The 25,552-nt window shown below is 72.3% G+C and carries 22 protein-coding genes; 8 read left to right on the top strand and 14 right to left on the bottom strand.

What is annotated here, in order from left to right; all coding sequences use genetic code 11:
• Nucleotides 1-68 precede the first annotated feature (68 nt).
• Nucleotides 69-3,068: a UPF0182 family protein gene (locus ABZ738_RS03225; protein WP_357210618.1), complete on the bottom strand. Its 3,000-nt coding sequence runs from the start codon at nt 3,066-3,068 to the stop codon at nt 69-71.
• A 189-nt stretch (nt 3,069-3,257) separates the two neighbouring features.
• Nucleotides 3,258-4,271, bottom strand: a complete 1,014-nt coding sequence (locus tag ABZ738_RS03220; RefSeq protein WP_131055852.1) for a PDZ domain-containing protein — start codon at nt 4,269-4,271, stop codon at nt 3,258-3,260.
• A gap of 114 nt (nt 4,272-4,385) precedes the next feature.
• Between ABZ738_RS03220 and ABZ738_RS03215 the strand changes: the two genes are divergently transcribed.
• Nucleotides 4,386-5,708: a zinc-dependent metalloprotease gene (locus ABZ738_RS03215; RefSeq protein ID WP_131055854.1), complete on the top strand. Its 1,323-nt coding sequence runs from the start codon at nt 4,386-4,388 to the stop codon at nt 5,706-5,708.
• Between the two features lie 61 nt (nt 5,709-5,769).
• On the opposite strand, the gene ABZ738_RS03210 is transcribed toward ABZ738_RS03215, so the two are convergent.
• A complete protein-coding gene (locus ABZ738_RS03210) occupies nt 5,770-6,390 on the bottom strand; it encodes a hypothetical protein (RefSeq protein ID WP_357210613.1) in 621 nt (206 codons plus the stop codon).
• Between the two features lie 31 nt (nt 6,391-6,421).
• Complete coding sequence (locus ABZ738_RS03205) at nt 6,422-6,943, bottom strand: M48 family metallopeptidase (protein WP_131057806.1); 522 nt, start codon at nt 6,941-6,943, stop codon at nt 6,422-6,424.
• 533 nt (nt 6,944-7,476) lie between these two features.
• Between ABZ738_RS03205 and ABZ738_RS03200 the strand changes: the two genes are divergently transcribed.
• From ABZ738_RS03200 to ABZ738_RS03190, 3 genes are all read left to right on the top strand, one after another.
• The gene (locus tag ABZ738_RS03200) at nt 7,477-7,644 is read left to right on the top strand and encodes a DUF5679 domain-containing protein (protein WP_012014940.1); all 168 of its coding nucleotides are present in this window, start codon (nt 7,477-7,479) and stop codon (nt 7,642-7,644) included.
• Between the two features lie 192 nt (nt 7,645-7,836).
• A complete protein-coding gene (locus ABZ738_RS03195) occupies nt 7,837-8,940 on the top strand; it encodes a TOMM precursor leader peptide-binding protein (RefSeq protein ID WP_357210609.1) in 1,104 nt (367 codons plus the stop codon).
• 10 nt (nt 8,941-8,950) lie between these two features.
• On the top strand, nt 8,951-10,279 hold the full coding sequence (locus ABZ738_RS03190; protein WP_131056530.1) for an AarF/ABC1/UbiB kinase family protein: 1,329 nt from the start codon (nt 8,951-8,953) through the stop codon (nt 10,277-10,279).
• Between the two features lie 309 nt (nt 10,280-10,588).
• Here the strand turns inward: ABZ738_RS03190 and ABZ738_RS03185 are convergent, their stop codons facing one another.
• From ABZ738_RS03185 to ABZ738_RS03175, 3 genes are all read right to left on the bottom strand, one after another.
• Nucleotides 10,589-10,954, bottom strand: coding sequence for a WhiB family transcriptional regulator (locus ABZ738_RS03185; protein WP_131056526.1), 366 nt, complete (start codon nt 10,952-10,954; stop codon nt 10,589-10,591).
• 132 nt (nt 10,955-11,086) lie between these two features.
• The gene (locus tag ABZ738_RS03180) at nt 11,087-11,371 is read right to left on the bottom strand and encodes a hypothetical protein (protein WP_131056524.1); all 285 of its coding nucleotides are present in this window, start codon (nt 11,369-11,371) and stop codon (nt 11,087-11,089) included.
• A 140-nt stretch (nt 11,372-11,511) separates the two neighbouring features.
• Entirely contained in the window at nt 11,512-13,662 is a 2,151-nt protein-coding gene (locus ABZ738_RS03175; RefSeq protein ID WP_176095164.1) for an ATP-dependent DNA helicase UvrD2, read from the bottom strand.
• 93 nt (nt 13,663-13,755) lie between these two features.
• Here ABZ738_RS03175 and ABZ738_RS03170 point away from each other — a divergent pair, with 93 nt between their 5' ends.
• Nucleotides 13,756-13,998 carry a mycoredoxin gene (locus tag ABZ738_RS03170; RefSeq protein WP_176096007.1) on the top strand — a complete coding sequence of 81 codons (243 nt, stop codon included), beginning with the start codon at nt 13,756-13,758 and terminating at the stop codon, nt 13,996-13,998.
• Between the two features lie 56 nt (nt 13,999-14,054).
• Here ABZ738_RS03170 and ABZ738_RS03165 read toward each other — a convergent pair whose 3' ends face one another.
• Nucleotides 14,055-15,371, bottom strand: coding sequence for an MFS transporter (locus ABZ738_RS03165; protein WP_357210605.1), 1,317 nt, complete (start codon nt 15,369-15,371; stop codon nt 14,055-14,057).
• Between the two features lie 223 nt (nt 15,372-15,594).
• On the opposite strand from ABZ738_RS03165, the gene ABZ738_RS03160 reads away from it, so the two are divergent.
• The 3 genes from ABZ738_RS03160 to ABZ738_RS03150 all read left to right on the top strand — a co-directional run bounded on the left by ABZ738_RS03160 (nt 15,595) and on the right by ABZ738_RS03150 (nt 17,364).
• Nucleotides 15,595-16,575 carry a helix-turn-helix transcriptional regulator gene (locus ABZ738_RS03160; protein ID WP_131053857.1) on the top strand — a complete coding sequence of 327 codons (981 nt, stop codon included), beginning with the start codon at nt 15,595-15,597 and terminating at the stop codon, nt 16,573-16,575.
• Nucleotides 16,576-16,643: 68 nt separating this feature from the next.
• On the top strand, nt 16,644-16,880 hold the full coding sequence (locus ABZ738_RS03155; protein ID WP_131053856.1) for a DUF397 domain-containing protein: 237 nt from the start codon (nt 16,644-16,646) through the stop codon (nt 16,878-16,880).
• A gap of 211 nt (nt 16,881-17,091) precedes the next feature.
• The gene (locus tag ABZ738_RS03150) at nt 17,092-17,364 is read left to right on the top strand and encodes a hypothetical protein (RefSeq protein WP_131053855.1); all 273 of its coding nucleotides are present in this window, start codon (nt 17,092-17,094) and stop codon (nt 17,362-17,364) included.
• Between the two features lie 242 nt (nt 17,365-17,606).
• On the opposite strand, the gene nudC is transcribed toward ABZ738_RS03150, so the two are convergent.
• From nudC to ABZ738_RS03120, 6 genes are all read right to left on the bottom strand, one after another.
• Complete coding sequence (gene nudC / locus ABZ738_RS03145; RefSeq protein WP_131053859.1) at nt 17,607-18,560, bottom strand: NAD(+) diphosphatase; 954 nt, start codon at nt 18,558-18,560, stop codon at nt 17,607-17,609.
• A gap of 47 nt (nt 18,561-18,607) precedes the next feature.
• Complete coding sequence (locus ABZ738_RS03140) at nt 18,608-19,945, bottom strand: pitrilysin family protein (protein WP_357210600.1); 1,338 nt, start codon at nt 19,943-19,945, stop codon at nt 18,608-18,610.
• The gene (locus ABZ738_RS03135; RefSeq protein WP_131053853.1) at nt 19,942-21,255 is read right to left on the bottom strand and encodes a pitrilysin family protein; all 1,314 of its coding nucleotides are present in this window, start codon (nt 21,253-21,255) and stop codon (nt 19,942-19,944) included. Before ABZ738_RS03135 ends, ABZ738_RS03140 begins: the two co-directional genes overlap by 4 nt.
• Before the next feature lie 106 nt (nt 21,256-21,361).
• The gene (locus ABZ738_RS03130) at nt 21,362-21,550 is read right to left on the bottom strand and encodes a hypothetical protein (RefSeq protein WP_131053852.1); all 189 of its coding nucleotides are present in this window, start codon (nt 21,548-21,550) and stop codon (nt 21,362-21,364) included.
• A 216-nt stretch (nt 21,551-21,766) separates the two neighbouring features.
• Nucleotides 21,767-21,970, bottom strand: a complete 204-nt coding sequence (locus ABZ738_RS03125; RefSeq protein WP_013735772.1) for a cold-shock protein — start codon at nt 21,968-21,970, stop codon at nt 21,767-21,769.
• Nucleotides 21,971-22,191: 221 nt separating this feature from the next.
• Nucleotides 22,192-25,551, bottom strand: coding sequence for an ATP-dependent DNA helicase (locus ABZ738_RS03120; protein ID WP_357210594.1), 3,360 nt, complete (start codon nt 25,549-25,551; stop codon nt 22,192-22,194).
• Between the last annotated feature and the right edge of the window lies 1 nt (nt 25,552).

Genomic DNA, 25,552 nt, shown 5'->3' with positions numbered 1-25,552 from the left:
CCCGGACGCCGAAGGGCCCGCGGCGGCGACCGATCGCCGGCCCACGGGCCCTGTCGGAACGTGCTTCGTCAGCCGGTCGGTGACGGGCTGCCGGTCGGTGCCGGACCGTTCGCCCCGGCCGCCTGCTGCGCCTGCTGGAACGCGGTCAGTGCCTCGTCCAGCGTCTTGAGCGCCCGGCCGTACCGCTCGAAGTCACCGGACGCCTGCGCGTCGCGCACCTCGGTGATCGCCGCACGCACCCGGTCGGCGGCGACCCCCAGGTCGCCGGTGAGCGGCGGCGCCTCGGTCGGCGTGGGCGTGGGCGCCGGCTCCTCGCCGCCCGGCGGCGGCTCCTCGCCTGCGGGCGGCTCCTCCGCGGCCGGCGGCGGGTTGCCGGCCGCCGCCCGCTTGCCCTGCTCCACGAGCTGCCGGATGCCGTCGGCCGGGTTGTCGGCCAACACCACGAACGAACCACCGTCGCCGTACGAGAGCAGCACCTTCTGCAACAGCGGGTACGCGTCGGTCTGGTTGCTCTTCACGTAGACCGGCTCGACGTAGAGCATGCCGTTGCCGAACGGCAGCGAGAGCAGGTTGCCGTACTGCACCTGGGCCTGGTTCGAGGAGAGCAGGTTCAGCTGCTGCCGGATGTTGGCGTTGTTGGTCATCTGCTGGTGCACCTGCACCGGGCCGGAGACCCGGGTCTGGTCGGGCAGTTCCAGCACCTGCAACCTCGGCCGCCCGTCCTGGTACGACGCCGAGATCAGCGCGGCCAGGTTCTGCCGGCCGTTCGGGGTGACCGCGCTGGTGAGCTGGAAGGTCGGCTGCTCCTGCCCGGGCATCTGCGTGTAGAGGTAGTACGGCGGCTGCTTGACCCCGCTGTCCGGCGCGTCCGGCACGTTCGGCACCTGCCAGAAGTCCTGGCCGGAGTAGAAGTCGCCGGGGTTCGTGACGTGGAACCGGGTCAGCAGGTTGCGCTGCACCTTGAACAGGTCGGCCGGGTAGCGGAAGTGGTCGGCCAGCGCCTGCGGGATCTCCTCGCGCGGCGTGATCAGGTCACCGCCGAAGGCCTTGTTCCACGCCTTGAGCACCGGGTCGTTCTCGTCGAACTCGTAGAGCCGGACCGTGCCGTCGTACGCGTCCACGGTCGCCTTGACCGAGTTGCGGATGTAGTTGACGTTCTCCCGGGCCAGCTGGATGGTGCCCCGGCCGGTCAGCTCGTCGGTGGTCTCCTGCTGGAGGTTGACCCGCTCGGCGTACGGGTAGGTGGCCGAGGTGGTGTAGCCGTCCACGATCCACTGCACCCGGCCGTCCACCACGGCGGGGTACGGGTCGCCGTCGAGCGTCAGGAAGGGCGCGACCTTCTCCACCCGGTCCCGGGGGTTCCGCACGTAGAGCAGCTTGGAGTTGTCGTTGACCGCCTCGGAGAGCAGGAAGTTCGGCTCCTGCTCCTTGATGGCGTAGAGCAGCCGCCGGGAGAACGACCCGACGTCCACGCCGCCCTCACCGGTGTAGGTGTAGTACGACTCGCGGCCCTCGCCGCTCTCGCCGGCCGGCCGGTCGAACTCCGCCGGGTTGGCGTCCTCGCTCGGCTTGCCGACGATGGCGTAGTCACCGTCCTGCATCCGCTCGCCGTAGTAGATCCGGGGCTGGCTGGCCGGGATCTGGTCGGTCGGCGAGGAGCAGGACTCCTGCGACCGCTCGCCGAGGAAGCCGGAGACGAAGAAGGGCTGGCCACCGCAGACGACCTGGTTCGCGGGGGCGGCCACCACGCCGAACCCGTGGGTGTAGACGGTGTGCCGGTTGATCCAGTTGCTCTGCTGGGCGGTCAGCTCGCCGTAGTTGATCTCACGTACGCCGACCACGTAGTCCTGGGTCTTGCCGTCGACCGTGTACCGGTCGATGTCCAGCTTGGGGCCGAAGTCGTAGAAGCCACGGACCTGCTGGAGCTGGGTGTAGGTCTCGCTGACCAGCTGCGGGTCGAGCAGACGGGCGTTGGGCACCACCGAGGTGTCGGTGGCCAGGTTCTCCGACGGCGTCAGGTTGCTGGCCGAGTACGCCGAGTTCTCGGCGATGTCCAACCCGTACGAGGCTCGGGTGGCGTCGATGCTGCGCTGGATGTACGGCGCCTCCTTGTCCCGGGCGCTCGGCTTGACCTCGAAGGTCTGCACCGCCCAGGGGTAGATGCCGCCGATCGCCACCGCCGAGACGCCGAGCAGCGCCAGCGAGATGCCCGGCCAGACCAGGTTCCGCATCCAGGCGTTGGAGAAGACGATGATCGCGATCGCCACCACCACGGAGATGTAGGCGAGGATCTCCTTCGCCGGCAGCAGCGCGTTGATGTCGGCGTACCCGGCGCCGTAGACACCGACGCCGTCGTTGTACTCCAGCAGCATCGACCGCCGGTCCAGCACGTACGCGACGGCCTTGAGCAGCACGAAGACCGCGACCAGCGAGCTCAGGTGAGCCCGGGCCGCCCCGCTCATCCGGTCGCCGACGCCCTGCAGGCGTACTCCACCGAAGAGGTAGTGCACGGCCAGCGAACCGATCAGCGCCAGCACCACCGCGGTGAAGCCCAGCCCGAGCAGGAAGCGCCAGAACGGCAACTGGAAGACGTAGAAGCCGACGTCCACACCGAACTCCGGGTCCTGCACGCCGAAGTCACCGCCGTGCAGGAAGAGCAGCCACTGGTTCCAGCGGCTCTGTGCGGACAGGCCGGCGAAGAGACCCACCACCACGGCGGCGGCGGCGATCCAGAGCCCGAGCCGGGGGCCGAGCAGCATCCGGTAGCGCTCCAGCGTCGCCTGCTCCGGCGAGTGCGGACGCATCCGGGGGCGCAGCCGCTGCGCCAGCCAGAGGTTGCCACCGACGATCAGACCCATCGCGACGGCGGCGGCCAGGAACAGCAGCAACCGGGTGACGATCACCCCACGGAAGACGGAGGTGTAGTCGACCTCGGAGAACCAGAGCCAGTCGGTCCAGGCCTGCACCCCCCAGCCGAGCAGGGTGAACAGGACGAACACTCCGATCAGCACCCCGATCGTGACGCGTCCGCGTCGGCTCATCCTCGGCAGGGGGCTGCTGCTACGCATGACCACTGTTGGCTCCGCACGCTCGTTATGATCGGCTCCGACCAGGCACCCAGAGTACGGGGTGTTCCTGAATGCGTTGTGGCAGGTCGCGCCGCGCAGCCGACACCCGGCCCGCGAGCGATCGCACCGACCCGAAGTCGGCCCAGGTCAAGAGCGTGGTCCCGGCGGGACGCCGGGTCGGTCCGGCAGTCAGCAGAGCGTCGGTTCGCCCCCGGCACGCAGCGTCTCCATCGCGCTGAGCGCCTCGTCGAGCGAACCCACCCGGACCAGCGGCAGGTCCGGCTGGCGGTTGGACACCGCCTCGGCGCAGTTGGCCGCCGGCACCAGGAACACCGTGGCGCCGGCCCGCTTCGCGCCGACCAGCTTCTGCGGGATGCCGCCGATCGGCCCGACCTGGCCGGAGTCGTCGATGGTGCCGGTGCCCGCGATGACCCGGCCGCCGGTCAGGTCCTCCGGCGTCAGCTTGTCGATGATCCCCAGGGCGAACATCAGCCCGGCGCTGGGCCCGCCGATGTCCTGGAGGTCGAAGGAGAGCGTGAACGGGTGCGGCTGCTGCTGCTCGATCTCGACCCCGATCCGCGGTCGGCCGTCCTGCTCCTGGGTGGTGATGGTGTCGGTGCGGGCGGCACCGTCTCGGGTGTACCCGACGCGGAGCGCGGTGCCCGCCGGCTTCGCCCTGACCAGCTCGGTCAACCGGCCGGCCAGCGGCACGGGCTCCCCGTCGACCGAGGTCACCACGTCACCGGGACGCAGCACTCCGGCGGCCGGTCCGTCGGCGGCGACGGTCTTGATCACGACCTGCACCTCGTACCCCAGCTCCCGCAGCGCGGCGGTCTCCGCGCTGGTCTGCGAGACCTGGAAGTCCTCGGCGTTGCGCTGCTCGACCTCCTCGCGGGTCTCGCCGGGCGGGTATACCAGCTCGCGCGGCACCACCGCCTGGTCGTCGGAGAGCCAGCCCTGAATGGCCGAGCGCAGCTTCACGGTCGGCTGCACACCCACCGTGGTCAGGCGCAGTTGCCCCGCCGAGTCGGAGGTCTCCCCGCCGGTGACCTGGATCACCTCCTTGCCGTCCTCCTGCCCGAGCGTGTCCACCGTCGGACCGGGACCGAGCACGACATAGGGGACGGGCGCGCCGAGCACCCCGATGCTGAGCAGAGCGGTGAGCAGAGCACCGAGGAGGACGGTCACGCCACGTCGTCTCATGCGCCAGAGCGTACCGAGCCGGTTCTCGGCCTCCGGGCGGCACGACGACGACTTCGCCCTCAGCGCAACTGCGGTGACGGCGACCAGGGGCACGGCGCGCGTACCGTAGAGCTCGTGCCTGATATTCCGTTCGGTTTCGCGCTCCCGGGTGGGCAGCCGCCCGACCCCAACGACCCCGCGCAGATGCAGCAGTTCATGTCGCAGTTGCAGCACCTGCTCTCCGCGCCGGGCAGCGGGCCGGTCAACTGGGATCTGGCCCGTCAGGTGGCGGCCAGTCAGCTCGCGGCGGCGGGCGACCCGGCGGTCTCGCCCTACGAGCGCAACGCGGTCGATGAGGCGCTGCGCATCGCCGACCTCTGGTTGGAGCCGGCGTCGGCCCTGCCCTCCGGCATCAAGACCACGGTGGCCTGGAACCGCAACGAGTGGATCTTCAAGACGCTGGACGTCTGGCGCAAGCTGTGCGACCCGGTGGCAAGCCGGATGGTCGGCGCGATGGGCGACCTGGTGCCGCCGGAGGCGCGCGCCCAGCTCGGCCCGATGCAGTCGATGGTGGCCACCCTCGGCGGTGCCCTCTTCGGCGGTCAGCTCGGTCAGGCGCTCGGGTCGCTGGCTGCGGAGGTGCTATCCGCCGGTGACATCGGCCTGCCGCTCGGCCCCGCCGGGACCGCCGCGTTGATCCCGGCCAACATCCGGGGTTACGGCGAGGGCCTGGAGCTGCCCGAGGACGAGGTACGCCTCTACGTCGCCCTGCGCGAGGCGGCCCACCAGCGACTCTTCGAGCACGTGCCGTGGCTGCGCGGGCACGTCCTCACCGCCGTGGAGACGTACGCGGCCGGGATCCGGGTCAACCGGGAGGCGATCGAGGAGGCGATGGGTCGGGTCGACCCGACCGACCCGGAGTCGATGCAGGCGATCGCCCTGGAGGGCATCTTCACGCCGGAGGACACCCCGGCACAGAAGGCGTCACTGGCCCGCCTGGAGACCGCTCTCGCCCTGGTCGAGGGCTGGGTCTGCCACGTGGTGGACGGTGCTGCGGACGGCCGGCTGCCGAACGTGGTCTCGCTCGGCGAGGCGTTCCGTCGGCGGCGGGCGGCGGGTGGACCGGCCGAGCAGACCTTCGCCGCCCTGGTCGGGCTGGAACTGCGCCCTCGCCGGCTGCGTGAGGCCGCCGCGCTCTGGGCGGCGCTCACCGAGCACCGGGGCATCGCCGGACGGGACGCCCTCTGGGGCCACCCCGACCTGCTGCCGTCCGACGCCGACTTCGCCGACCCGGTGGCCTTCGCCATGGCCGACATGGACCTGATGACCGAGCTGGAGAAGTTCGACTTCTCCGCTCCGGGCGGCCCGGAGGAGAAGATCCCGGGCGAGGTCGAGGGCAAGGGCCCGGACGGTCCGGAACGCCCCGACGACACCGAGGGCGACGACCGCCGCTCCTGACCCCGCCGCACGCGAGCATCGCCGGTCCGGCCTCAGCCGGACCGGCGGTGTGGGTCGCGCGTCAGCCGGTCCGGTCGGCGCCGGTGAGCAGGGCCCGGGTGTGTTCCCAGCCGTCCAGCGCGAGGTCGAGCCGGGCCAGGTCGGCCGGGCCGCGTAGCCGGTGCCAGGACGGGGTGACCGCGAGGTCGCCCGGCTCGGGCGCCGCCGCGCGCACGGCCGCGGGCACGGCGCTGTCCAGATCCAGCGCCGGCAGCCAGGAGGGTACGGGCAGCCGGACCGCCGCCCCGAGCAGTCCCGGCACACCACCCTCGACCGGGGCGAGTGCCACCGGCCGGCTGGTGAGCGGGCGCAGGAGCTTGCCGACGGTGAGTCCGGGCAGGTCGGGGGCGTCCCCGGCGACCACCGCCGCCTGCTCGTAGCCGTCGCCGGAGGCATCGAGGGCGGCGAAGACGGCGTTGGGCGTCGGCTCGGGCACCTCGTACACCGTCGTGCCGGGCCAGATCACCTCGTCGGCCAGCCGGCGGTCCGCCGGGGTGACCGCCACCGCCGTGTCGACCTCGTTGAGCATGGCGAGCAGGTCCACCACGTCCTCGGCGAGCGCGCGCCGCCAGTCCACCGGGTCGATGCCGGGTGGCGTCCAGGTGACCGGGGCGAGCAGCGCCGCCACCACACGTCGAGCCATGCGTCGACCCTACCGCCGGGCGGCGGACCGCTCAGGGCGCGCCGCCCACCGCCGCGACACCCTCCAGGTAGCCCCGGGCGCGTTCGGTCTTCGGGTACCGGCCGACCAGCGCCCAGAACTGCGCGTTGTGGCTGTGCACGATGAGGTGGACGAGTTCGTGCAGCAACACGTAGTCGATCACCCACTCCGGCATCTCCTGGAGCCGGTGGGAGAGCCGGATCGAGCGGTCCGCCGGGGTGCAGGAGCCCCAGCGGCCGTTCTGGTTGCTCACCCACCGGACGCTGGCCGGCACCGCCTGGTCGCCGTACTCGGTCAGGTACAGCTTGATCAGCCGGCCGGACCGCTCCACCAGTTCGGCGTCGGAACGGGTGAGGCGCCCCTCGCGGGCGGCGAGCCGGGCGAGCATCCGGTCGACCCACTCGCTCTCCTCGGCCCGGGAGAACTGGTCGGGGATGAGGACGACGACCCGCTCACCGTCTCGGTAGGCGGACACCGTACGTCGCCGACGCTGGCTGCGCCGTACCTCGACGACAGGCTTCCGCGCCCCCGCCATCAGTGGACCGCGCAGCCTCGGTTTGCTGTCACGTTGGCAAGCTAATGCGTTGTGACCAGGGGTCCGCAAGGGTCAACCCCCCGACACGCGCCCGGAAAATGGGGATTGGTCGCCAGGAGTCCCGAAAAAATTCTTGCCGGAGCATCGCGCGGCGTCACGATCACCCTTCGTGACGGCCGGTGAGGTGTCACAGCACCGACCCGCACCACGGTAAGTGATCATCACTCGACCCCGCCAGCGGGGTCCCAATCTCCGGCCGCACCGCCCGACCAGCGGATTTAGCGGCCTCCAGTCGGCGTGTCCCCGCCAAAAGGACTGATCTGGCGCAATTCGGCGTGCACACTCTCGACGTCGCCTTGCTCACAGTGGCAACGCGCAACTGACATGGAACCACCCGCACCTGGGTAGGGTCCGCCAACCGGTGGTCATGTGGATGACCACGGAGAAGACCCGATGTCGGACGTCGTAGGCGACCGCGCCGGGAGAACCGCCGGACCGGCATCGACCCGGCGGACGAGACGAGGAGGCACACCGTGGCCGACCAGGCCCAGACCTACAACGGTTACTGCGTCAAGTGCAAGGAGAAGCGGGATTTCGAAGGCCGCGTCGAGGTTTCGAAGACCGGCATGAACATGGCCAAGGGCAAGTGTCCGGTGTGTGGCACAACAGTGAACCGCATCCTGGGCAAGGCGAAGGTCTGACGTACGCGTCCGCGCGAGGGGGTGGCCGTCGGCCACCCCCTCGCGGCGTTTCCGCTCACTGTCGGGCCACCGACAGGGTTACCGACGAGTTGTGGAAAACTCGCCAAATCCTGTGGACAGCCCTGGATCTGCGGGTGGCCACCTGTGGACAACGATCGACGGACAGCAGGGAATCGGTCACTGTTCGTACCCATGCCGCCGATCACGGACCACCCGCCGTCGCCCCGACCCACCCTGCTGCCCGGCCTCAGCCGACTCTGGCGCGACCGGCACACCCTCCAGCTCGGGCTGGCACCGGAGCGTGCCGTCCTGGTCGAGTTCGCCGACCCCGGGGCGGTCCGGCTCCTCGACCTGCTCGACGGCACCCGCAGCGAACGGCAGGTGCTGACCGGTACGGGCGGCCGTCCGGAACACGCCCGCGCCCTGCTCGACGCGCTGCGTGAGGCCGGCCTGGTGGTGCCGGCACACACGCTGGTGCCCCGGGATCTCGCCGAGCCCCGCCGGAGCCGACTCGCCGCGGAGGCCGGCGCGCTGGCCCTGGCAGCCGCCCGGCTGCCCGGCACTCCCGCGCAGGTGCTCCGGCGTCGCCTGGCCGCCCGGGTGACGGTCACCGGTCCCGGGCCGCTCGGCGCCGCCGTCACCCTGGCCCTGGCCCAGGCCGGCGTCGGGCACGTCCGACCCGACCTCAGCGGCCCCGTACGCCCCGTCGACCTGGTCGGCAGCGGTATCGCCGCCGCCGATCTCGGCCGGCCACTCGACGCGGCCGTCCAGGCGGCCGTGACGCGCGCCGCACCCGGCACCACCACCGGCCCACTGCGACGGACCCGGCCCGACCTGGTGATCCAGCTCGGCCTCGACCGGCCGGCCGCCCTGGTGGCGGCCGGTCACGCCCAGCGTCGGCAACCGCACCTGCTGATCGACGTCCGGGAGGGCGTACCGGTCATCGGGCCACTGGTCCAGCCGCCGACCGGCCCCTGCCTGCGCTGCCTCGACCTGCACCGCGCCGACCGGGACCCGCACTGGCCGGCGCTCGCCGCCCAGATCGCCCGCGCGCCCGCCACCCCGACCTGCGCCACCGGCACGCTGCTCGCGGCCACCGCCTACGCGGTCACCGAGGCGCTGACGCAGCTCGACGGCGGCACACCGGAGACGCTCGGCGGGGCGGTGGAGGTCGGTCCGGCGGGCGGCGCCCGACGCCGGCACTGGCCACCGCACCCCCGCTGCCGGTGCGGTGCGTACACCGAAGATGAGCGCCAGCCCGGCCGCAGAGCAGCAGCAGGCCCGCCGAGTCGGTAACAATGACCTCGTGACCGACATCCCGCGCCGGGCCGTGTCCCGCACCGCCAAGCTCGCCGCACTGCCGCTCGGCTTCGCCGGGCGGACCGTCCTCGGCATGGGAAAACGTGTCACCGGGCTCGCCTCCGACGTGATCTCCGCCGAGATCCAGCAACGCACCGCCGAGCAGCTCTTCAGCGTCCTGGGCCAGCTCAAGGGTGGGGCGATGAAGTTCGGCCAGGCGCTGTCGGTCTTCGAGGCGGCCCTGCCCGAGGAGGTCGCCGCGCCGTACCGGCAGGCCCTGACCAAGCTCCAGGAGGCCGCGCCGCCGCTGCCCGCCGCCAGCGTGCACAAGGTCCTCGCCGAGCAGTTGGGGCCGGCCTGGCGTGATCGCTTCGTCACCTTCGACGACTCCCCCGCCGCCGCGGCCAGCATCGGGCAGGTGCACCGGGCCGTGTGGCGGATGCCGGACGGCACCGGCCGGGACGCGGCCGTCAAGATCCAGTATCCGGGCGCCGGTGACGCCCTGCTCGCCGACCTCAAGCAGCTCTCCCGGCTGAGCGCCATGTTCCGGGCCATCCAGCCCGGGTTGGACGTCAAGCCGCTTCTCGCCGAGCTGCGGGAACGCATCACCGAGGAGTTGGACTACGAGTTGGAGGCGGAGTCGCAACGCGCCTTCGCCGCCGCGTACGAGGGCGACCCCGAGATCTCCGTCCCGGCGGTCTTCTCCGCCTCGCCCCGGGTCCTGGTCACCGAGTGGGTGGAGGGCACGCCGCTCTCCGACATCATCCGGGAAGGCAGCGAGGAGCAACGGGACCGGGCCGGCCTGCTGATGGCCACGCTCCACCTCTCCGCACCGGCCCGGGCCGGGCTGCTGCACGCCGACCCGCACCCGGGCAACTTCCGGCTGCTGCCGGACGGCCGACTCGGGGTGATCGACTTCGGCGCCGTGGCCCGGATGCCGGAGGGTACGCCGGAACCGATCGGCCGCATCGCCGCCCTGGCCCTGCGGGGCGACGCCGACGGGGTGGAGGCCGGGCTGCGTTCGGAGGGCTTCCTCAGCACCGACGACCCGATCGACGCCCGCGCGCTGCTGGAGTTCCTGCGGCCGATGCTGGAACCGATCGCCGTCGAGGAGTTCCGGTTCTCCCGGGCCTGGCTGCGCGCCGAGGCGACCCGGCTGGCCAACCCGCGCTCCCCCGCCTACCAGTTCAGCCGGCACCTCAACCTGCCCCCGTCATACCTGCTCGTCCACCGGGTGACGCTCGGTTCGATCGGGGTGCTGTGCCAGTTGGAGGCCAAGGCGCCCTACCGGGGCATCCTGGAACGCTGGCTGCCCGGTTTCGCCCCGGTCGGCTGAGCACCGACCCACCACACGACGACGGCGGGCGGGGACCCCTTGGTCCCCGCCCGCCGTCTGCGGTGTCGGTCCTACAGGACGCCCAACTCGCGGGCCGACCGGGTACGGCCGGTCATGGCGACGGTACGGGCGGATCGGGTTGCCTCAGTGCTCGTGGTGGTGCGGCCGGCCTGAGGCCGCAGCATTCGTACCCGCGCCAACGCTTCGTGGAGTAGGTACATGTCGGTGGTTCCGTTCGGCAGGTGCAGCATCGTGGTCAGCTCTCTCTCGGCCGGCGCAGTGCCGGGGTCGGTCTGGTTCGGGAACATGTCAGGCAGCCAGCCGGACCGCGTTGCGCGACGGGGCGAGCCCGTCGGCGGCCAGTCGCGCCTCGGCCTCGACCCGCAGGGCGGCGTCACGGGCGATGTCCTCCTTGCGCGGGCGACCACGGGGCCGCTTGCGCGGGACGACCGCGCCACGCTCGAAGATCTCGCCGCCCCAGACGCCCCAGGGCTCGGCCCGCTCGACCGCACCGGCCAGGCACTCGACGCGCAGCGGGCAGTCCCCGCAGAGCGACTTGGCCAGTTCCAGGTCGGTGGGCGAGTCGGAGAACCACAGGTCGGGGTCGAACTTCCGGCAGGGCAGGTTCGCCTCCATCTCGACGCTCAGGTCAAGTGGGGCCAACGCCAGACTCATCGCCCGGTCACCTCTCTCTCACTTCGATCTCGTGGATCGCTGTTCCGACGTACTCGGCGGTGCAAAAAAACTGAGGCCGCGGATCCCGGTATGCGGGTTCCGCGGCCTCGAGGTGAGCCGGTGGTCTGTTGGTCAGACCGGTCTACCTCGAGGTGGAACACCGCGGACGTCCATCCGCTTGCTGGCGCCATCGACGCCCTTGCCCGTGAAGCCACTGGTCCCCTGGATCCCGTTCGGCTTCGGTGCGAGGATCAGCTCGGCCTGAACCTCGACCCGGTGCACCTGCGGAGCCCACGGTCGCGTGGCGACGACAGTCGCCCGAACATCCGTCGCCGGAACGACGGAGATCAGGGCAGCCGACAGCGGAGCGACGGCAACGGGCAGCGCCGTCGGACGCTGGTTGATGTAGCTCTCCATCGGTGCCACCTCCAGACCTTCACTCAACGATCGACTCGGAACAGATCCCCCGTGAGCAGCCCGAACAGGGCCCCTCAGCGAGGTGTGTCCTGAGGCTATGACGGTCGGTGGGGCGAGGGCAAACGAATTAACGGTCAGATTCAGAAAGTTTTCTGAGGGCAGATCTCATCGACCGCCGCGCCCCCCACCAGCGCCAGCACGGCCTCCCCGTACAGGCCGAGTTTGCGGGGGCCGATGCCGGCGATCGCCACCAGTTCCTCGGACCGGCCCGGCCGCCGCTCGGCGAGCGCGACGAGCGTCGCGTCGGTGAAGACCACGTAGGCGGGGACACGCTGGGCTCCGGCCACCCGGGACCGCCACTCGCACAGCCGCTCGTGCAACTCGTCGTCGATGTCGGACGGACAGGTGGCGCAGCGGCCCAGCTTCCGGTCCGGCCCGGCGAACAGGGTGGTCCCGCAGATCCGGCAGGAGACGATCCGGGTGGCCGCCCGCCGCTGTGCGCCGCGCGCCGGGGCGCCCGCGCTCGCCCGTTCCGTCCCGCCCGGGGCGAGTTGGGGCAGGAAACGGCACGGCCGCCGGGCCCGCCCGCCCGGGGAGCGTGCCGAGGCGTACGACAGCCAGAGCCACTGACGGGCCCGGGTGATGCCGACGTACAGCAGCCGGCGCTCCTCCTCGACCTGCTCGGTGGTGCGCGCGTACGTGGTGGGCAGGGTGCCCTCGGCGAGCCCGACCAGGAACACCGCGTCCCACTCCAGGCCCTTCGCGGAGTGCAGCGAGGCCAGGGTGACCCCCTCCACCGTGGGTACGTGCTGCTGGGCGGCCCGTCGGGCCAGTTCGTCGGCGAAGTCGGCGAGGGTGACCGGGCGCTCGACCGTGGCGGCCACGCCCACCGGCACCAGGTCGGGGGTGGCCGCGTACTCCTCGGCGAGCTGGACCAGCGCGGCCAGCGCCTCCCACCGCTCGCGGGCGGCCCCACCGGGCGGGGGCGCGTCGGGTGCCCACCCGACGGCGGCGAGCGCCTCGACCACCGCCACCGGCAGCGGGGTCTCGCCGGGAATCGACCGGGTGGCCGCGCGCAGCGCCACCATCGCCTGCCGCACCTCGGTCCGCTCGAAGAACCGCTCGGCCCCCTGGACCTGGTACGGCACGCCCGCCTCGGCCAGCGCCTTCTCGTACGCCTCGGACTGCGCGTTGGTGCGGAACAGCACGGCGATCTCCCGTGCCGGGGTGCCGGCGTCGACCAAGGCACGGCAGCGCGCGGCGACCGCGGCGGCCTCGGCCGGCTCGTCGGTGAAGATCCGCCGCTCCGGCTCCGGGCCGGGCGGACGCTGGCCCACCAGTTCCAGGCGCAGCCTCGCCTCGGTGCCACGGGCCTGCGAGATGACCGCGTTGGCGAGCCCGACCACCTGCGGGGTGGACCGGTAGTCACGGACCAGCCGGACCACCGTGGCGCCCCGATAGCGGCGCGGGAAGTCGACCAGATACGACGACGTCGCCCCGGTGAACGAGTAGATCGTCTGGCTGGCGTCGCCGACCACGGTCACGTCGTCCCGGCCGCCGAGCCAGGCGTCCAGCAGGCGCTGCTGCAACGGGTTGACGTCCTGGTACTCGTCGACGACGAGATGCCGGTACTGGTTGCGTACCTGTTCGGCGACGTCCGGGTGCTCCTCGATCCCCCAGACCGCGGCGCGGAGCACGTCCTCGAAGTCGATCACACCTCCGGTGCGCTTGAGCCTCTCGTACGCGGCGAAGACCTCGGCGACCTTGGCCGGCTCGTGCGGCGTCTCGCGCAGCGCCTTCGCCGCCGCCACCACGTACTCCCCCGGCTCGACCAGCGAGGACTTGGCCCACTCGATCTCACCGGCGAGGTCCCGGGCGGCGGTCCGGTCGGTCCGCAGGCCGGCCCGGGCCGCGGCGAGGGTGACCAGGCGCACCTTGCTGTCCAGCAGCTCGGGCATGGCCCGCCCGGCCAGCAGCCGGGGCGCGAAGTAGCGCACCTGGCGCAGGGCCGCCGCGTGGAAGGTCCGGGCCTGGACGCCGGCCACCCCGAGCGCGCCGAGCCGGTGCCGCAGCTCGGCGGCGGCGCGGGCGGTGAAGGTGACGGCGAGCACGTGCCGCGCCGAGATCTCCCCGCTCAGCGCCCGGTGCGCGATCCGCGAGGTGACCGCCCGGGTCTTGCCGGTGCCGGCCCCGGCGAGTACGCAGACCGGCCCGGCCACGGCGGTCACGGCCGAGCGTTGTTCCGGGTCGAGCCCGGTCAGCACGCGTTCGGACGCGGAGTTAACCACCACAGCGGGGAATTGTCGCAGCTCGCCCGGACGTTGCAGAGGTTAGCCTGTGCTGATCTGCGCGAGCAGGCGCGCATGACGTTGGAGGATCTCACCATGCTGACCATGTACTCCACTCCCTGGTGCGGCTACTGCCACCGGCTGAAGTCGCAGCTCGACCGGGAGGGGATCGCCTACCAGGTGGTCGACATCGAGCAGGATCCGGCGGCGGCGGAGTTCGTGATGGGGGTCAACGGTGGCAACCAGACCGTGCCCACCCTGCGCTTCGCCGACGACAGTGCGCTGACGAACCCGTCGATCAACCAGGTCAAGCAGCACCTGGCGAGCATCACCGTCTGACCGAGGACGTACCCGCGGCGGCCGGCCCCCACCCGGGGCCGGCCGCCGCGTCGTCGTCAGTGACCGCCCCGACCGGTCAGCGTCCCGACCGGCGCCGGGTCCCGGTCCTCGGTGGCCGGGCGTGGTGCCGGCACCCGGGTACGCGCCGCCGGTCCGGCCGGCGGGCTCAGCCGGCGCCCGCCCCAGAGGTAGCCGCCCGCGAGCAGGGTGGCCAGGCCGATCGACACGAAGACCAGCCGGTAGTCGAGCACTCCCACGATCAGCGCGCCCACGCCGACCGAGATCGCCTGCGGGCCCCGGATCACCGCCTCCGACGCCGCCGCGACCCGGCCGATCAGCTCGGGCGGGGTCCGCCGCTGAATCAGCGTGTGCAGGCCGACCAGGGTCAGCGGCAGGGAGAGACCGGCCAGCAGCACCGCAGTGAAGCCGAGCCACAGGTTCGGGTACGCCAGCGCCAGTGCCGCCGGGCCGAAGAACGCCACTCCGGCGGCGAGCGTGCCCAGCTCACCGAGCCGACGCAGGACGGCTGGGGAGCACAGTCCGCCGACCAGTCCCCCGATGCCCTGCACGGTGACCAGTACGCCGACGAACGTGGCGTCCCGCCTGAGCCCCGAGTCCACGTACGCGAAGATCAGCGACTCGGTGAAGCCCATCACCAGCGAGCCGAGGCCGTAGCCGACCAACGCCCGCCGCAACGCCGGCTCACCGGCGAGGTGCCGCAGCCCGGCGACCAGCTCGGAGGAGAGGCGTCGTACCCGGGTGACGGCGACGGTCGGGCAGTCCTCCGGATCGGCCGCTCGCGCGGGCGAGTCGGCCATCCGGAGCGTGCCGACCACGGCGGCGGCGGCCAGGAAGCCGACCATCCCGACTGCGGCCAGCACCCAGCCGCCGAGCACCGCGTACAGGCCCGCACCGGCCAGCGGACCGACCAGCCGCAGGCCCTGCCGTGCGGTCTGCAACGCGCCGTTGGCCTCTCCGAGCAGGTCGGACGGGACCAGTTCCTGGATCAGCCGGCTGAGCACCGCACCGACCGTGAGGTTCGACAGGCCGTAGAGCGCGGCCACCGCGTAGATGATCCACATGTCGCCCGCGTCCCGGACCGCGAACAGCGGGGTCAGCAGCACCGCCATGGCGAGGTGGGTGACCACGAAGAAGGGCTGCCGGGGGTACCGGTCGACGAACCAGCCGACCAGCGGCGCGAGGGTCCTCGGCGCGAGGATGACGAAGATGGTGGCACCGGCGAGGCCGTCCGATCCGGTGAGGTCCTTCACCCAGATGGCGAGTGCCAGCAGCAGGATCGACTCCGCGGTCATGCTGGCCAACAGTCCGCCGAACAGCAGGCGGAAGTCCGGGCGACTCAGGACGGTTCGCATTGATCCCTCCGGGGGTGGCGCGACTCGGGCGCGGTCGGGAACCCGTCCGGGGCGGGGACGCAGGTGAAGGCGGTCTCGTTCCGGTGTGTCGGGTGTCCGTATTTCTCATGACACGCCCCCGCCGGTACCTCCGGCGCCGGTCGCGACGTCCATACTGGCCGTGGGGGGCGAATTTCATACAGTTACCGTCGCGTCTGCGGCGGTCGACGGAAAAGAGGACACCGTGCCTCCTGCCGCACCCAGTCCGATCCTGCGTCGGCAGCGGCTCGGCCGCGAACTGCGCCAGCTACGCGAGGCCGCCGGACTCACCGGTGACCAGGTCATCGAGCGTGTCGGTTGGGCCTCCGCGTCGAAGCTGTCCCGGCTGGAGAACGGCCGCAGTCGACCCGACCCGCAGGACGTCCGGGACCTGCTCGACCTCTACGACGCCGACACGGCACGGCGGGCGGAACTGCTCGGCATCACCGACGAGGCCGGTGACATGCGCGGCTGGCTCAAGAACTACCCGGCGATGACGCAGCAGCAACGCGGCTTCGCCGAACTGGAGGCCGGTTGCGTCGAGATCTCCGAGTACAACCCGGTGCTGGTGCCGGGGTTGTTGCAGACCCCCGGGTACGCCCGCGTCCGACTCTCCTCGGCGTACCAGGTCGGTCGGGAGGCCGGCGATCCGGAGACCGAGGAGGAGACCGAGACCCAGGTCAAGGCCCGGCAGGCCCGGCAACTGCTGCTCACCCGGGAGCACGACGCGCCCCGGTACACGGCGGTGCTGGAGGAGGCGGCGCTCGGGCACCGTGCCGGGCCGCCCGAGGTGCTCCGGGAGCAGTTGGCGCAGCTGTGCGAGCTGGCCATGCTGCCCAACGTCACGCTGCACGTCCTGCCCCGGGACACGCCGATCGGGCAGTGGTACCTCCCACCGACCGCGTTCTCGGTCTATCGGTTCGCCGACCCACTCGATCCGGAGACGCTCGCCATCGAAGGTGGCTTCACCGACGTCATGTCGACCGACGTAATCGCCCTAAATCACTATAAAGTGGTGTTCGAGTGGCTACGTACGGCGGCACTTTCCGCAACGGATACCCACTCCTGGCTGGTCAAGTCGTCGGAACGGCTGACCAGTCCGGGAGCATCGTCCATTGTGGCCAATGGATCGGCAACGGCGCCGGCCCAGCGCCGTGGTTCCTCCGGGAGCCTGACGGAGCGGTGACCGAGAAGGGACCGCGCCCGACACGTGCGGCCCCGCTCGATCCATCGGCCCACGTCAGGAGCTCAACCATGAACGACATTCGCACCACGCCGTCCGTCCTCGCGCAGCTCGCGCACGCCCCCTGGCGTACCAGCACGCGCAGCCAGACCTCCAACTGCGTGGAGGTCGCACCGCTGGGCACCGGTCCCGCCGCGGTGGCGCTGCGCGACAGCAAGGACCAGGGTGGCCCGGTCCTGCTGTTCAACCGGGCCGGATGGCTGGGCTTCATCTCCGGCGCCAAGAACGGGCAGTTCGACCTGAACTAGCTCGGGTACGTCTCGCGGGGCCGTCGGCACACCACCGGCGGCCCCGTCGTCGTCCACACCGACCACCCCGGTGAGCAGGCATCGGATGATCGGACGGGGCTGAAATCAATCGCCGTGTTTCACTTGCTGAGATGCGGGCCGGGCGTACGATGGCCGAGTATTGACGTGGAACTTCCACGGTTCCACCCGTCGCGGCACATCGGAGACCCACATGCGGTTCCTGATCGTTCGCACCGACATCCGCGCCGTCGTCGACACCGACATCACGGCCGCCTGGGCCGGCGGTCACCGGCTGCGGGACGAGACCACCCGGCCCGAGCCGCGTCGCCAGGTCGTGCACGCCGAGGACCGTGACGCCGCACTGCACCTCGCCCGCGCCATCGCCACCGTCGGCGCTGTGCGCTGCGGTAAGCAGCGGGTCAAGGTGCTGCCGCTCGACGACCCGAAGCGCTGGCGGGCCCACCCGGGTCCACCCGACACCTGACCTCCCCACGTCCGTCGTGGTCGGCCGGCTCCCCCGCCGTGTTCCTCACCCAGCCGACCACGACGGCCCGTGTCCCCGGCCCGTGGCCGCCGCGGCAACGACGGCCACGGGTCGGGGCCGCACCTCCCGCACCCGCACCGGCACGCACACCCGCGCCGCACCCGCCGCCGTGCTCGGCGTGGGTGTAAGGAGGGGTCCCCTGCTATGCACCAGGCGTTAGCAGGGGACCCCTCCTTACAACCTCAGCAGTGCCCGTCGAACCAGCGGTGGATCAGGAACAGCGCGATCGACGACGGCGGGGGCAACAGCAGGCGGTCGCCTCCGGCGTCCACGTCCCGGCCGGCGAGCGCGGCACCGATCTCGTGCCGGGTGAACCAGCGGGCCTGCGCGATCTCGGCCGGATCGGGCCGGACCGGGTGCTCCGGGTCGGCGGTGGCCAGGAAGCCGAGCATCAGCGAGCCCGGGAACGGCCACGCCTGGCTGCCCGCGTACGTGATCTCACGGACCGGCACGCCGACCTCCTCGCGTACCTCCCGCAGCACGGTCGCCTCGGCCGACTCGCCCGGCTCGACGTACCCGGCCAGACAGGAGAACCGGCGCTGCCCCTTCGGGCTGGGCCAGGCCGCGTTGTTGCCCAGCAGGCAGCGCCCGTCGACGCCGTCGACACCGTCGTGCACCAGCACGATCATGGCCGGGTCGGTACGCGGCCACACCCGCTCACCGGAGCCGTCCACCCGGGACCAGCCCGCCTCGTCGGTGCGGGTCGGTGCGCCGGTGACCGGGTGATAGAGGTGCCGCAGATGCCAGTTGGTCAGCGCCAACGCCGTGGTGAACAGCCCGGCGTCCCGGTCACCGAGCAGGTGCCCGACGCCCCGCAGGTGAGCAGACCGGGTGTCCGGCAGCACCGTCAACGCGGTGTGCACGCAGAAGATCGGCACCCCGTCCGGTTCCACCCCGAGGAACACCGCGTCGGCGGCCAGAGTCGACGGCAGGTCGTCCGCCGCCACCAGGACCAGCTCCGGCACCGGGGTGTCGGTCCGCACCAGCGCCCGGCCGCCGGCCTCCACGTCGAGCACCAGCACCCGCGCGCCGGACCAGGCTCCCGCCAACCACTGCGGGTCGGTACGCCGATGCGCCGCCCGGTCCAGCGTGGAGCGGGCCAGCGGCGGGGCCGCCTCCCCGCGTACCCAGTCGATCGGCTGTCCCCAGCCGTCCGACGGCAGCGCCGTGCCGGTGGGCCCGCTCACGGTGTGGCCGGTGTGGTCTGGACCGGGGTCAGCGTGGACAGCGAGGGCTCGATCCGTGCGGCGTCCCCGAGCACGACGGTGACCGCGCGGGACGGGGCGAGGTAGCGGGCCGCCGCCTCGGTGACGTCGTCGACGGTCGCCTTCGCCAGCCGGGCCGCGTGCTCGGAGAGGAAGTCCAGTCGCAGCCCACTGCCGGCGTACGCGCTGACGAACGACGCCAGTCCCGCCTGGGTGGCGATGCCGAGCTGGAGCGTGCCGAGGGCGTACTGGCGGGCCTGGTCCAACTCCTCCTGACTGGGCGGCACCGTGGCCAGTCGACCCAGCTCGTACGTGGTCTCCAGCAGCGCCGGTGCCGTCACCTCGGTGGCCACCTCGGCGGCGGCCAGCAGCACCGAACCACCGACCGAGTGCTCGACCATCGAGTGCGGGCCGTACGTGTAGCCCTTGTCCTCGCGGATGTTCTCCACCCAGCGCGAGGAGAAGTAGCCGCCGAAGATCAGGTTGGCCAGTTGCAGCGCGGCGTGGTCCGGATGGGTACGCGGCACCGCCGGCAACGCCATCCGCATCGACGACTGCACCGAACCGGGCCGGTCGACCAGCAGCAGCGGGCCCGGTTCCAGCGGCGGGACCGGCGGCACCTCGGCCACGTGCTCGCCGCCCTGCCAACCGGCGAGCGCCTTCTCGGCGGCGTCCAGCGCCCGCTCCGGGCGTACGTCGCCGACCAGCACCAGCACCGCGCCGGCGGGTCGGACCCGCTGGGCGTGCAGCGTCCGCAGGGCGGCCGGACGGACCTCCCGGACCTGCTCGGGCTCCGGGGTCTGGACCGCGTACGGGTGCCGGCCGAAGATCCGCCGCAGCAGCGCGGTACGGGCCAGATGGGCGGGCTGGCTGCGGGCCACCCGAATCCCGTCGACCAGCCGGTCCCGCTCGACGCCGACCCACTCGGCCGGGTAGTTGGCACCGGTCACCACGTCGGCGAGGATCTCCAGCATCCGGTCCAGCCCGGTGGCCAGGGCGGTGCCGGAGAGCATCAGCCGGTCCGGGTCGAGCCCGGCGGAGAGCCCGCCGCCGATCCGCTGGAGTTCGGCGGCGATCTGCACGCTGCTCATCGTCTCGGTGCCGGAGAGCAGGGTCTGCGCCAGCAGGTGCCCCCGGGCCAGGTGGGCGCGGACGAACGGCATCCAGAGACGCAGTTCCACAAGCGGCACCGCCGGGCGGCGTACCACGATCACGGTGAGCCCGTTGGCGAGCGTGCGTTCGGCCTGCCGGGGCAGCTTGAGCCGACGGGTCGGGCCGAGCGGCGGCAGCGTTCGTGTGGGCGTACTCGTGCTCATGAGCGGCCACCTCCGGGGATCACCTCGACGGACGCGCGGCGCTCCGGCCGCAGGGTGGCCGCGGCGGCGCGGACCTGCTCGTCGGTGACCTCACCGACCAGCCGGGGCAGCTCGCCGAGCAGACCGGGCTCACCGCGCTGCTGTTCCAGCACCGCCATCCGCAGCGCGCGGGCCAGCACCGCGTCGGTGTCGCGCAGCAGGTGGGTGGCCATCCGGGCCTGGGTACGGGCCAGCTCACCCTCGGTGAGTCCGTCGGTGGCGACCCGGTCCAGTTCCTCGTCGACGGTCCGCAGCACCTTGTCGACGTCGCCGCCGGGCGGCAGGTGCGACTGGATCAGCAGGGCGGTCGGGTCGCGCACGTCGAAGGGGTCGCCCATGAAGCCCAGGTAGCCGCCGATGCTGGTGACCGTGCGGTCCCGGTGCACCAGCCGTTCGACCAGCCGGGAGGCGTCGCCGTCGGTGAGCACCTCGGCCAACACCACGAAGGGCAGGTAGTCGGCGAAGTTCCCGATCGGGTCGGGCACCCGCCAGCCGGAGGCCACCGCCGGCAGCGGGGCCAGCCTGTCGTCGTACGCGGTGCGCCGCTCGACGGTCGGCGCCGGCTCGGCGAAGTCCGGGCGGGCCGGCGCCGGACGGGCCGGCACGTCGCCGAAGTGTCGTTCGATCAGCTCGACGGCCTCGGCGGTGTCGATGTCGCCGCTGACCGCGAGCACGGCGTTGCCGCTGGCGTAGTAGCGCCGGAAGAAGTCGGCCGCGTCGGCGACGGTGGCGGACTCCAGGTCGTCGAAGGAGCCGTACCCGTCGTGCGCGTTCGGGAAGGTGTCGAACATGACCGGCGGCAGGGTCAACCAGGGGAACCCGCCGTACGGCCGGTTGAGCACGTTGACCCGGATCTCCTCCTTGACCACGTCCACCTGGTTGCGCAGGTTCTCCTCGGTCAGCCGAGGGCCGCGCATCCGGTCGGCCTCCAGGAACAGCGCCCGTTCCAGGGCGTTGCTCGGCAGGGTCTCGTAGTAGTCGGTGTAGTCCAGGTGGGTGGAGCCGTTGAAGGTGCCGCCGGCACCCTGGACGTGCCGGAAGTGGGCGAGCTTCTCCAGGTTCTCCGAACCCTGGAACATCAGGTGCTCGAAGAGGTGCGCGAAGCCGGTCCGTCCCTCGGGCTCGGACCGTATGCCCACGTCGTAGACCACCGCCACGCCGATCACCGGAGCACTGCGGTCGGGGGTCAGGACCACCCGCAGGCCGTTGTCGAGGGTGAACCGCTCGACGGGGTACTTCGCGGCTGGGATTCTCGCTCTGCGCGTCGGCACGGCTCCGACCCTAACGCCTCCGCCGAGCCGGGGAGGCGGGTAAGGGCGGCGGGTGTTAGCCGGGGACCCCTGCTATACCCGAGGCGTTAGGAAGGGGCCCTTCCTTTCATCCGGCGGTGCTGCCCGGCCGCGCGGTCGCGGGGGCAGGGCCGTGCAGGTCCACCAGGCCGGACGGCGCCGCCCCGCCCGGCGTGACGGGCCAGGGAGCGAACGCCACGGCCGTGGCCAGCAGCAGTCCGACGGCCGCCACCGCGACCACCAGGAGTAGTTCCCGCACCGCCGCCGAACCCACCATGGTCGTTCCTCCCCGAGCTGAGCCGATCCCCCCGGCTCATCCCCCGGCACCCAGCGTTCCCTGGCCGGGAGGTGGTGACAGTCGTCCACCCGACGATTGGACGGCTGATTACCGACTCAGGTTCCGCCGAACGGCGCCCGACATGCGGACGGCCGGGCCGCCTCCGATCCCAGTGGGTGACGGAGGCGGCCCGGCCGGCGCGGGTGAACCCGGCGATCAGAGCGGACGGATGTTCTCCGCCTGCGGGCCCTTCTGGCCCTGGACGACCTCGAACTCGACCCGCTGGTTCTCGTCCAGGCTGCGGTAGCCGGAGCTCTGGATGGCCGAGAAGTGAGCGAAGACGTCGGCGCCGCCGCCGTCCGGGGTGATGAAGCCGAAGCCCTTGTCAGCGTTGAACCACTTGACGGTGCCAATAGCCATGCTTGTTTCGTCTCCTTGACGGAACGTCGGACCCGCACCTGTTGCGGGGCCGAAAGAGTGAGAGCTCCGGGCGGTTCCCGGAACTTCTGTCGCTGCTGGTCGCCCCGCCCGGAGAGGTCCGGACATAACAAAGAGCGCCTGGGGCCACAATCCGCCAGGCGCAAACAGAGCTGGTAACCAAAACTGCAACGCGGGCACAGTACCACGGATTCGGGCCCGCGCTACCTGTCCAGCCCACATTCCGGCAACGACATGATCAGGGCGGAGAGTCCGTCGACGTCCAGCAGGTCCGCCGGACGGACGGTCGCCCCGTCCCGCACGTAGTGGAACGCCGCGCCGACCCGGTCGACCGGGATCCCGGCCAGCTCGGCCCAGGCCAGCCGGTAGACCGCCAACTGCACCGAGGCCACCTCGGCCGCCGGTCCCGAGGGCTGGGCACCGGTCTTCCAGTCGACCACGTCGAAGCGGTCGCCGGGCCGGCGGAACACGGCGTCCATCCGGCCGCGTACCACCACACCGCCGAGCACCGTCGCGAACGGCACCTCGACCTCGATCGGCGTACGGTCCGCCCACTCGCTGCTCAGGAACCGCCGTTGCAGCTCCGCCAGCACCTCGTCCGGGGCCGCGTCGGCGTCCGCCGCACCGGGCAACTCGTCGGTGTCGAGCAGCCGGTCCGCGCCGAAACGCTGCTCCAGCCAGGCGTGGAAGGCGGTGCCCCGGCGGGCGTACGGGTTCGGTGCGGACGGCAGCGGCCGACGCAGCGACCGGGCCAGCGCCGCCGGGTCCCGGCGCAACGCGACCAGTTGGGTGACCGACAGGTGCCCGGGCAGCGTCACCTCGACCGGACCGGAGAGCCGGCTCAACTCCGCCCGCTCGGCGAGCAGCAGATCGGTCTCCCGCCGCCACCGGTCCACCTCCGGATCCCGCGCCTCGTCGTCCGGGGTGTCCGGCACGTCGTCGGTCAGGTGACGCCGCACCAGCGCCGCCGCCTCGGTCAACGTCGGTCGGCGTACGCCCAGTGGGTCGGCCGGCCACTCGGCCCGGATCACCACCTCGGTCGTCGGGTTCACCGCGTCCGGCGACGGTTCGGGCGCCCACTCGTCGACCAGGTGACCGGCTCCGGCGTCCAGGCAGGCGTCGTGCACCTCGCGCAACAACCCGGACGGGCCGCGCGGGCGCTTGGTGCCCTCACCCCACCAGTGGCCGGAACAGAGCAGCAGGCGACGCGGACGGGTCACCGCAACGTACGCCAGCCGGCGCTCCTCCCGCTCGTCGTGGGCCCGCCAGGCGTCGGTGAAGTCCTCCACCGCCCGGGCCACGCCACGCTGGTCGTCCACGTCCGCCAGGGCCAGCTCGGGCAGACCGTCGGCGTCACCGCGCAACGGGAACGGCAGCACCCCCAGCCCGCCCAGCCAGTGGTCGGAGTTGCGGACCGGTCCCGGCCACACCCCCCGGCTCAGCCCGGCCACCGAGACGACGTCCCACTCCAGCCCCTTGGCGGCGTGCGCGGTCAGGATCTGCACCGCCCCCTCGACCACCTCCACCTCGCCCGGCGACAGACCGCGCTCCTCGTCCTCGGCGGCGGCCAGGTAGGCCAGGAAACCGGCGAGCGTGGCCCCCGGCGTCTCCCCGCTGAACCGCGCGGCCACGTCGCCCAACGCGTCCAGGTGACTGCGGGCCAGACCGGCGTCGCCGGCGCCCTCGCCGCCGGCGCGTACCGCCACCTCCACGTCCAGGCCGGTGGTCCGCTCCACGTCCGCGATCAGCTCCGGCAGCGACTGGTCCAGCCGGTACCGCAGCAGACCCAGTTCCCGGGCGTACGCGCGCAGCCGCAGGTAGCCCTCGGCCGAGTACGCCTGCGCGGGGCCGAGGTCGGCCAGTGCCTCGACCAGCGTCGCCTCGTCCAGCCGGTCCGGCGTGATCTCGGCCGTACCGTCGTCGGCGAGCTGGCGACGGGCCGCCGCGATGGCCTTGGCCCGACGGTGCAGCGCGACCAGGTCCCGTGGCCCGATCCGCCACCGGGCACCGGTCAGCAGGCGCAACAGCGCGGCACCGTCGGTCGGGTCGGCGAGCACCCGCAGCGTGCACACCACGTCGCGGATCTCCGGGGTGTCCAACAGCCCGCCCAGCCCCACCACCTCGACCGGCAGGCCACGTTCCCGCAGCGCCCCCGCGATCGCCGGAATCTGGCTGCGCAGCCGGACCAGCACCGCCGTGGTCGGGCGCAGGGTCACCGGGATCTGCTCGGGCAGCACACCCGGCATCCGCGCCACACCACGCCAGGCGGCCAGCACACTGTCGGCGATCCAGTCGGCCTCGTCGGCGTACGTCGTCAGCAGTGCGCAGTGCACGGTCCCGGCGGCGGCGCCACGCGCGCTGCGGTGCGGGATCGGATCGCGGACACTGAGCGCGGCGTGCAGCTCCGGCACCTGGGCGCCGGCCGCCCGCAACGGGGTGGAGAGCGCGTTCGCCACGGCGAGGATCTCCGGCCGGTTCCGCCAACTTGTGGTCAGTCCGAGCACCTGGGCGGGTTCCCCGTCGGTGCGGGCGAACTCCGTCGGGAAGCGGTCCAGGGTGCCGGCGCTGGCCCCCCGCCAGCCGTAGATGGACTGGCAGGGGTCACCGACGGCGGTCACCGGGTGACCGCCGCCGAACAACGCGCCGAGCAGCACCACCTGGGCGTGGCTGGTGTCCTGGTACTCGTCGAGCAGCACCACCCGGTAGCGCCCGCGCTCGATCTCGCCGACGCCCGGATGGTCCCGGGCCACCCGGGCGGCCCGGGCGAGCTGGTCGGCGAAGTCCATCGCCTCGAAGTCGTCCTTGCGCCGGGCGTACGCGCGCACCAGCGGCAGCAGCTTCAACCGGGTCTGCTGGAGCGCGAGGGCCTTGCGCACGTCGGCGTAGACCCGCCCGGGACGGGACTGCACGTCGGCGAAGAACCGGCCGGTCCACGCGGCCAGGGAGTCCGGGTCGATCAGGTGTTCGTCCAGTTCACCGGAGAGCGCCAGCACCGCGTCGGTGACCGTGCTGGGCATCCGGTCCACCTCCGACATGTCCCCGTCGTAGTTGCGCACGATCAGGTCCACGAGCTGCCAGCGGGACGCCTCGGTGAGCAGCCGGGTGGAGGGCTCGTAGCCGGCCCGCAGGCCGTGCTCGGTGACGATCCGTCCCGCGTACGAGTGGTAGGTGGCCACCGTCGGTTCGCCCGCGAACGGGTCGTCGAGCGGGTCCCGTCCGCGCCGCCCCAGCCGGCGCACCAACTGGTCGAGCCGGGTACGCACCCGGTGTGCCAGCTCACCGGCGGCCTTACGGGTGAAGGTGAGACCGAGCACCTGCTCGGGCCGGACGTACGAGTTGGCCACCAGCCAGACCACCCGGGCGGCCATCGTCTCGGTCTTACCCGAACCGGCTCCCGCGACCACCAGCAGCGGCTCCACCGGCGCGGCGATGATCGCCGCCTGCTCCCGGGTCGGCGCCGGCAACCTCAGCAGCTTGGCCAGCTCCACCGGCGTGTACCGGGGACCGACGGCGGCCGCCCGGGGCGCCGGTGCCGTGGGATTGAACAGGGCGGGCTGGGTCATG

Source organism: Micromonospora sp. NPDC047793, assembly GCF_040642635.1.
GTDB lineage: Bacteria > Actinomycetota > Actinomycetes > Mycobacteriales > Micromonosporaceae > Micromonospora.
Note: the sequence above shows the minus strand (reverse complement) of the source record. Positions and strands in the feature narration are given on the sequence as shown.

What these genes read in the sequence shown, in the direction of transcription:
- ABZ738_RS03225 (WP_357210618.1), bottom strand. Translation starts at nt 3,068, where the DNA reads ATGCGTAGCAGCAGCCCCCTGCCGAGGATGAGCCGACGCGGACGCGTC.
- ABZ738_RS03220 (WP_131055852.1), bottom strand. Translation starts at nt 4,271, where the DNA reads ATGAGACGACGTGGCGTGACCGTCCTCCTCGGTGCTCTGCTCACCGCT.
- ABZ738_RS03210 (WP_357210613.1), bottom strand. Translation starts at nt 6,390, where the DNA reads ATGGCTCGACGTGTGGTGGCGGCGCTGCTCGCCCCGGTCACCTGGACG.
- ABZ738_RS03205 (WP_131057806.1), bottom strand. Translation starts at nt 6,943, where the DNA reads ATGGCGGGGGCGCGGAAGCCTGTCGTCGAGGTACGGCGCAGCCAGCGT.
- ABZ738_RS03195 (WP_357210609.1), top strand. Translation starts at nt 7,837, where the DNA reads ATGCCGCCGATCACGGACCACCCGCCGTCGCCCCGACCCACCCTGCTG.
- ABZ738_RS03185 (WP_131056526.1), bottom strand. Translation starts at nt 10,954, where the DNA reads ATGAGTCTGGCGTTGGCCCCACTTGACCTGAGCGTCGAGATGGAGGCG.
- ABZ738_RS03180 (WP_131056524.1), bottom strand. Translation starts at nt 11,371, where the DNA reads ATGGAGAGCTACATCAACCAGCGTCCGACGGCGCTGCCCGTTGCCGTC.
- ABZ738_RS03170 (WP_176096007.1), top strand. Translation starts at nt 13,756, where the DNA reads ATGCTGACCATGTACTCCACTCCCTGGTGCGGCTACTGCCACCGGCTG.
- ABZ738_RS03165 (WP_357210605.1), bottom strand. Translation starts at nt 15,371, where the DNA reads ATGCGAACCGTCCTGAGTCGCCCGGACTTCCGCCTGCTGTTCGGCGGA.
- ABZ738_RS03155 (WP_131053856.1), top strand. Translation starts at nt 16,644, where the DNA reads ATGAACGACATTCGCACCACGCCGTCCGTCCTCGCGCAGCTCGCGCAC.
- ABZ738_RS03150 (WP_131053855.1), top strand. Translation starts at nt 17,092, where the DNA reads ATGCGGTTCCTGATCGTTCGCACCGACATCCGCGCCGTCGTCGACACC.
- ABZ738_RS03140 (WP_357210600.1), bottom strand. Translation starts at nt 19,945, where the DNA reads ATGAGCACGAGTACGCCCACACGAACGCTGCCGCCGCTCGGCCCGACC.
- ABZ738_RS03130 (WP_131053852.1), bottom strand. Translation starts at nt 21,550, where the DNA reads ATGGTGGGTTCGGCGGCGGTGCGGGAACTACTCCTGGTGGTCGCGGTG.
- ABZ738_RS03125 (WP_013735772.1), bottom strand. Translation starts at nt 21,970, where the DNA reads ATGGCTATTGGCACCGTCAAGTGGTTCAACGCTGACAAGGGCTTCGGC.
- ABZ738_RS03120 (WP_357210594.1), bottom strand. Translation starts at nt 25,551, where the DNA reads ATGACCCAGCCCGCCCTGTTCAATCCCACGGCACCGGCGCCCCGGGCG.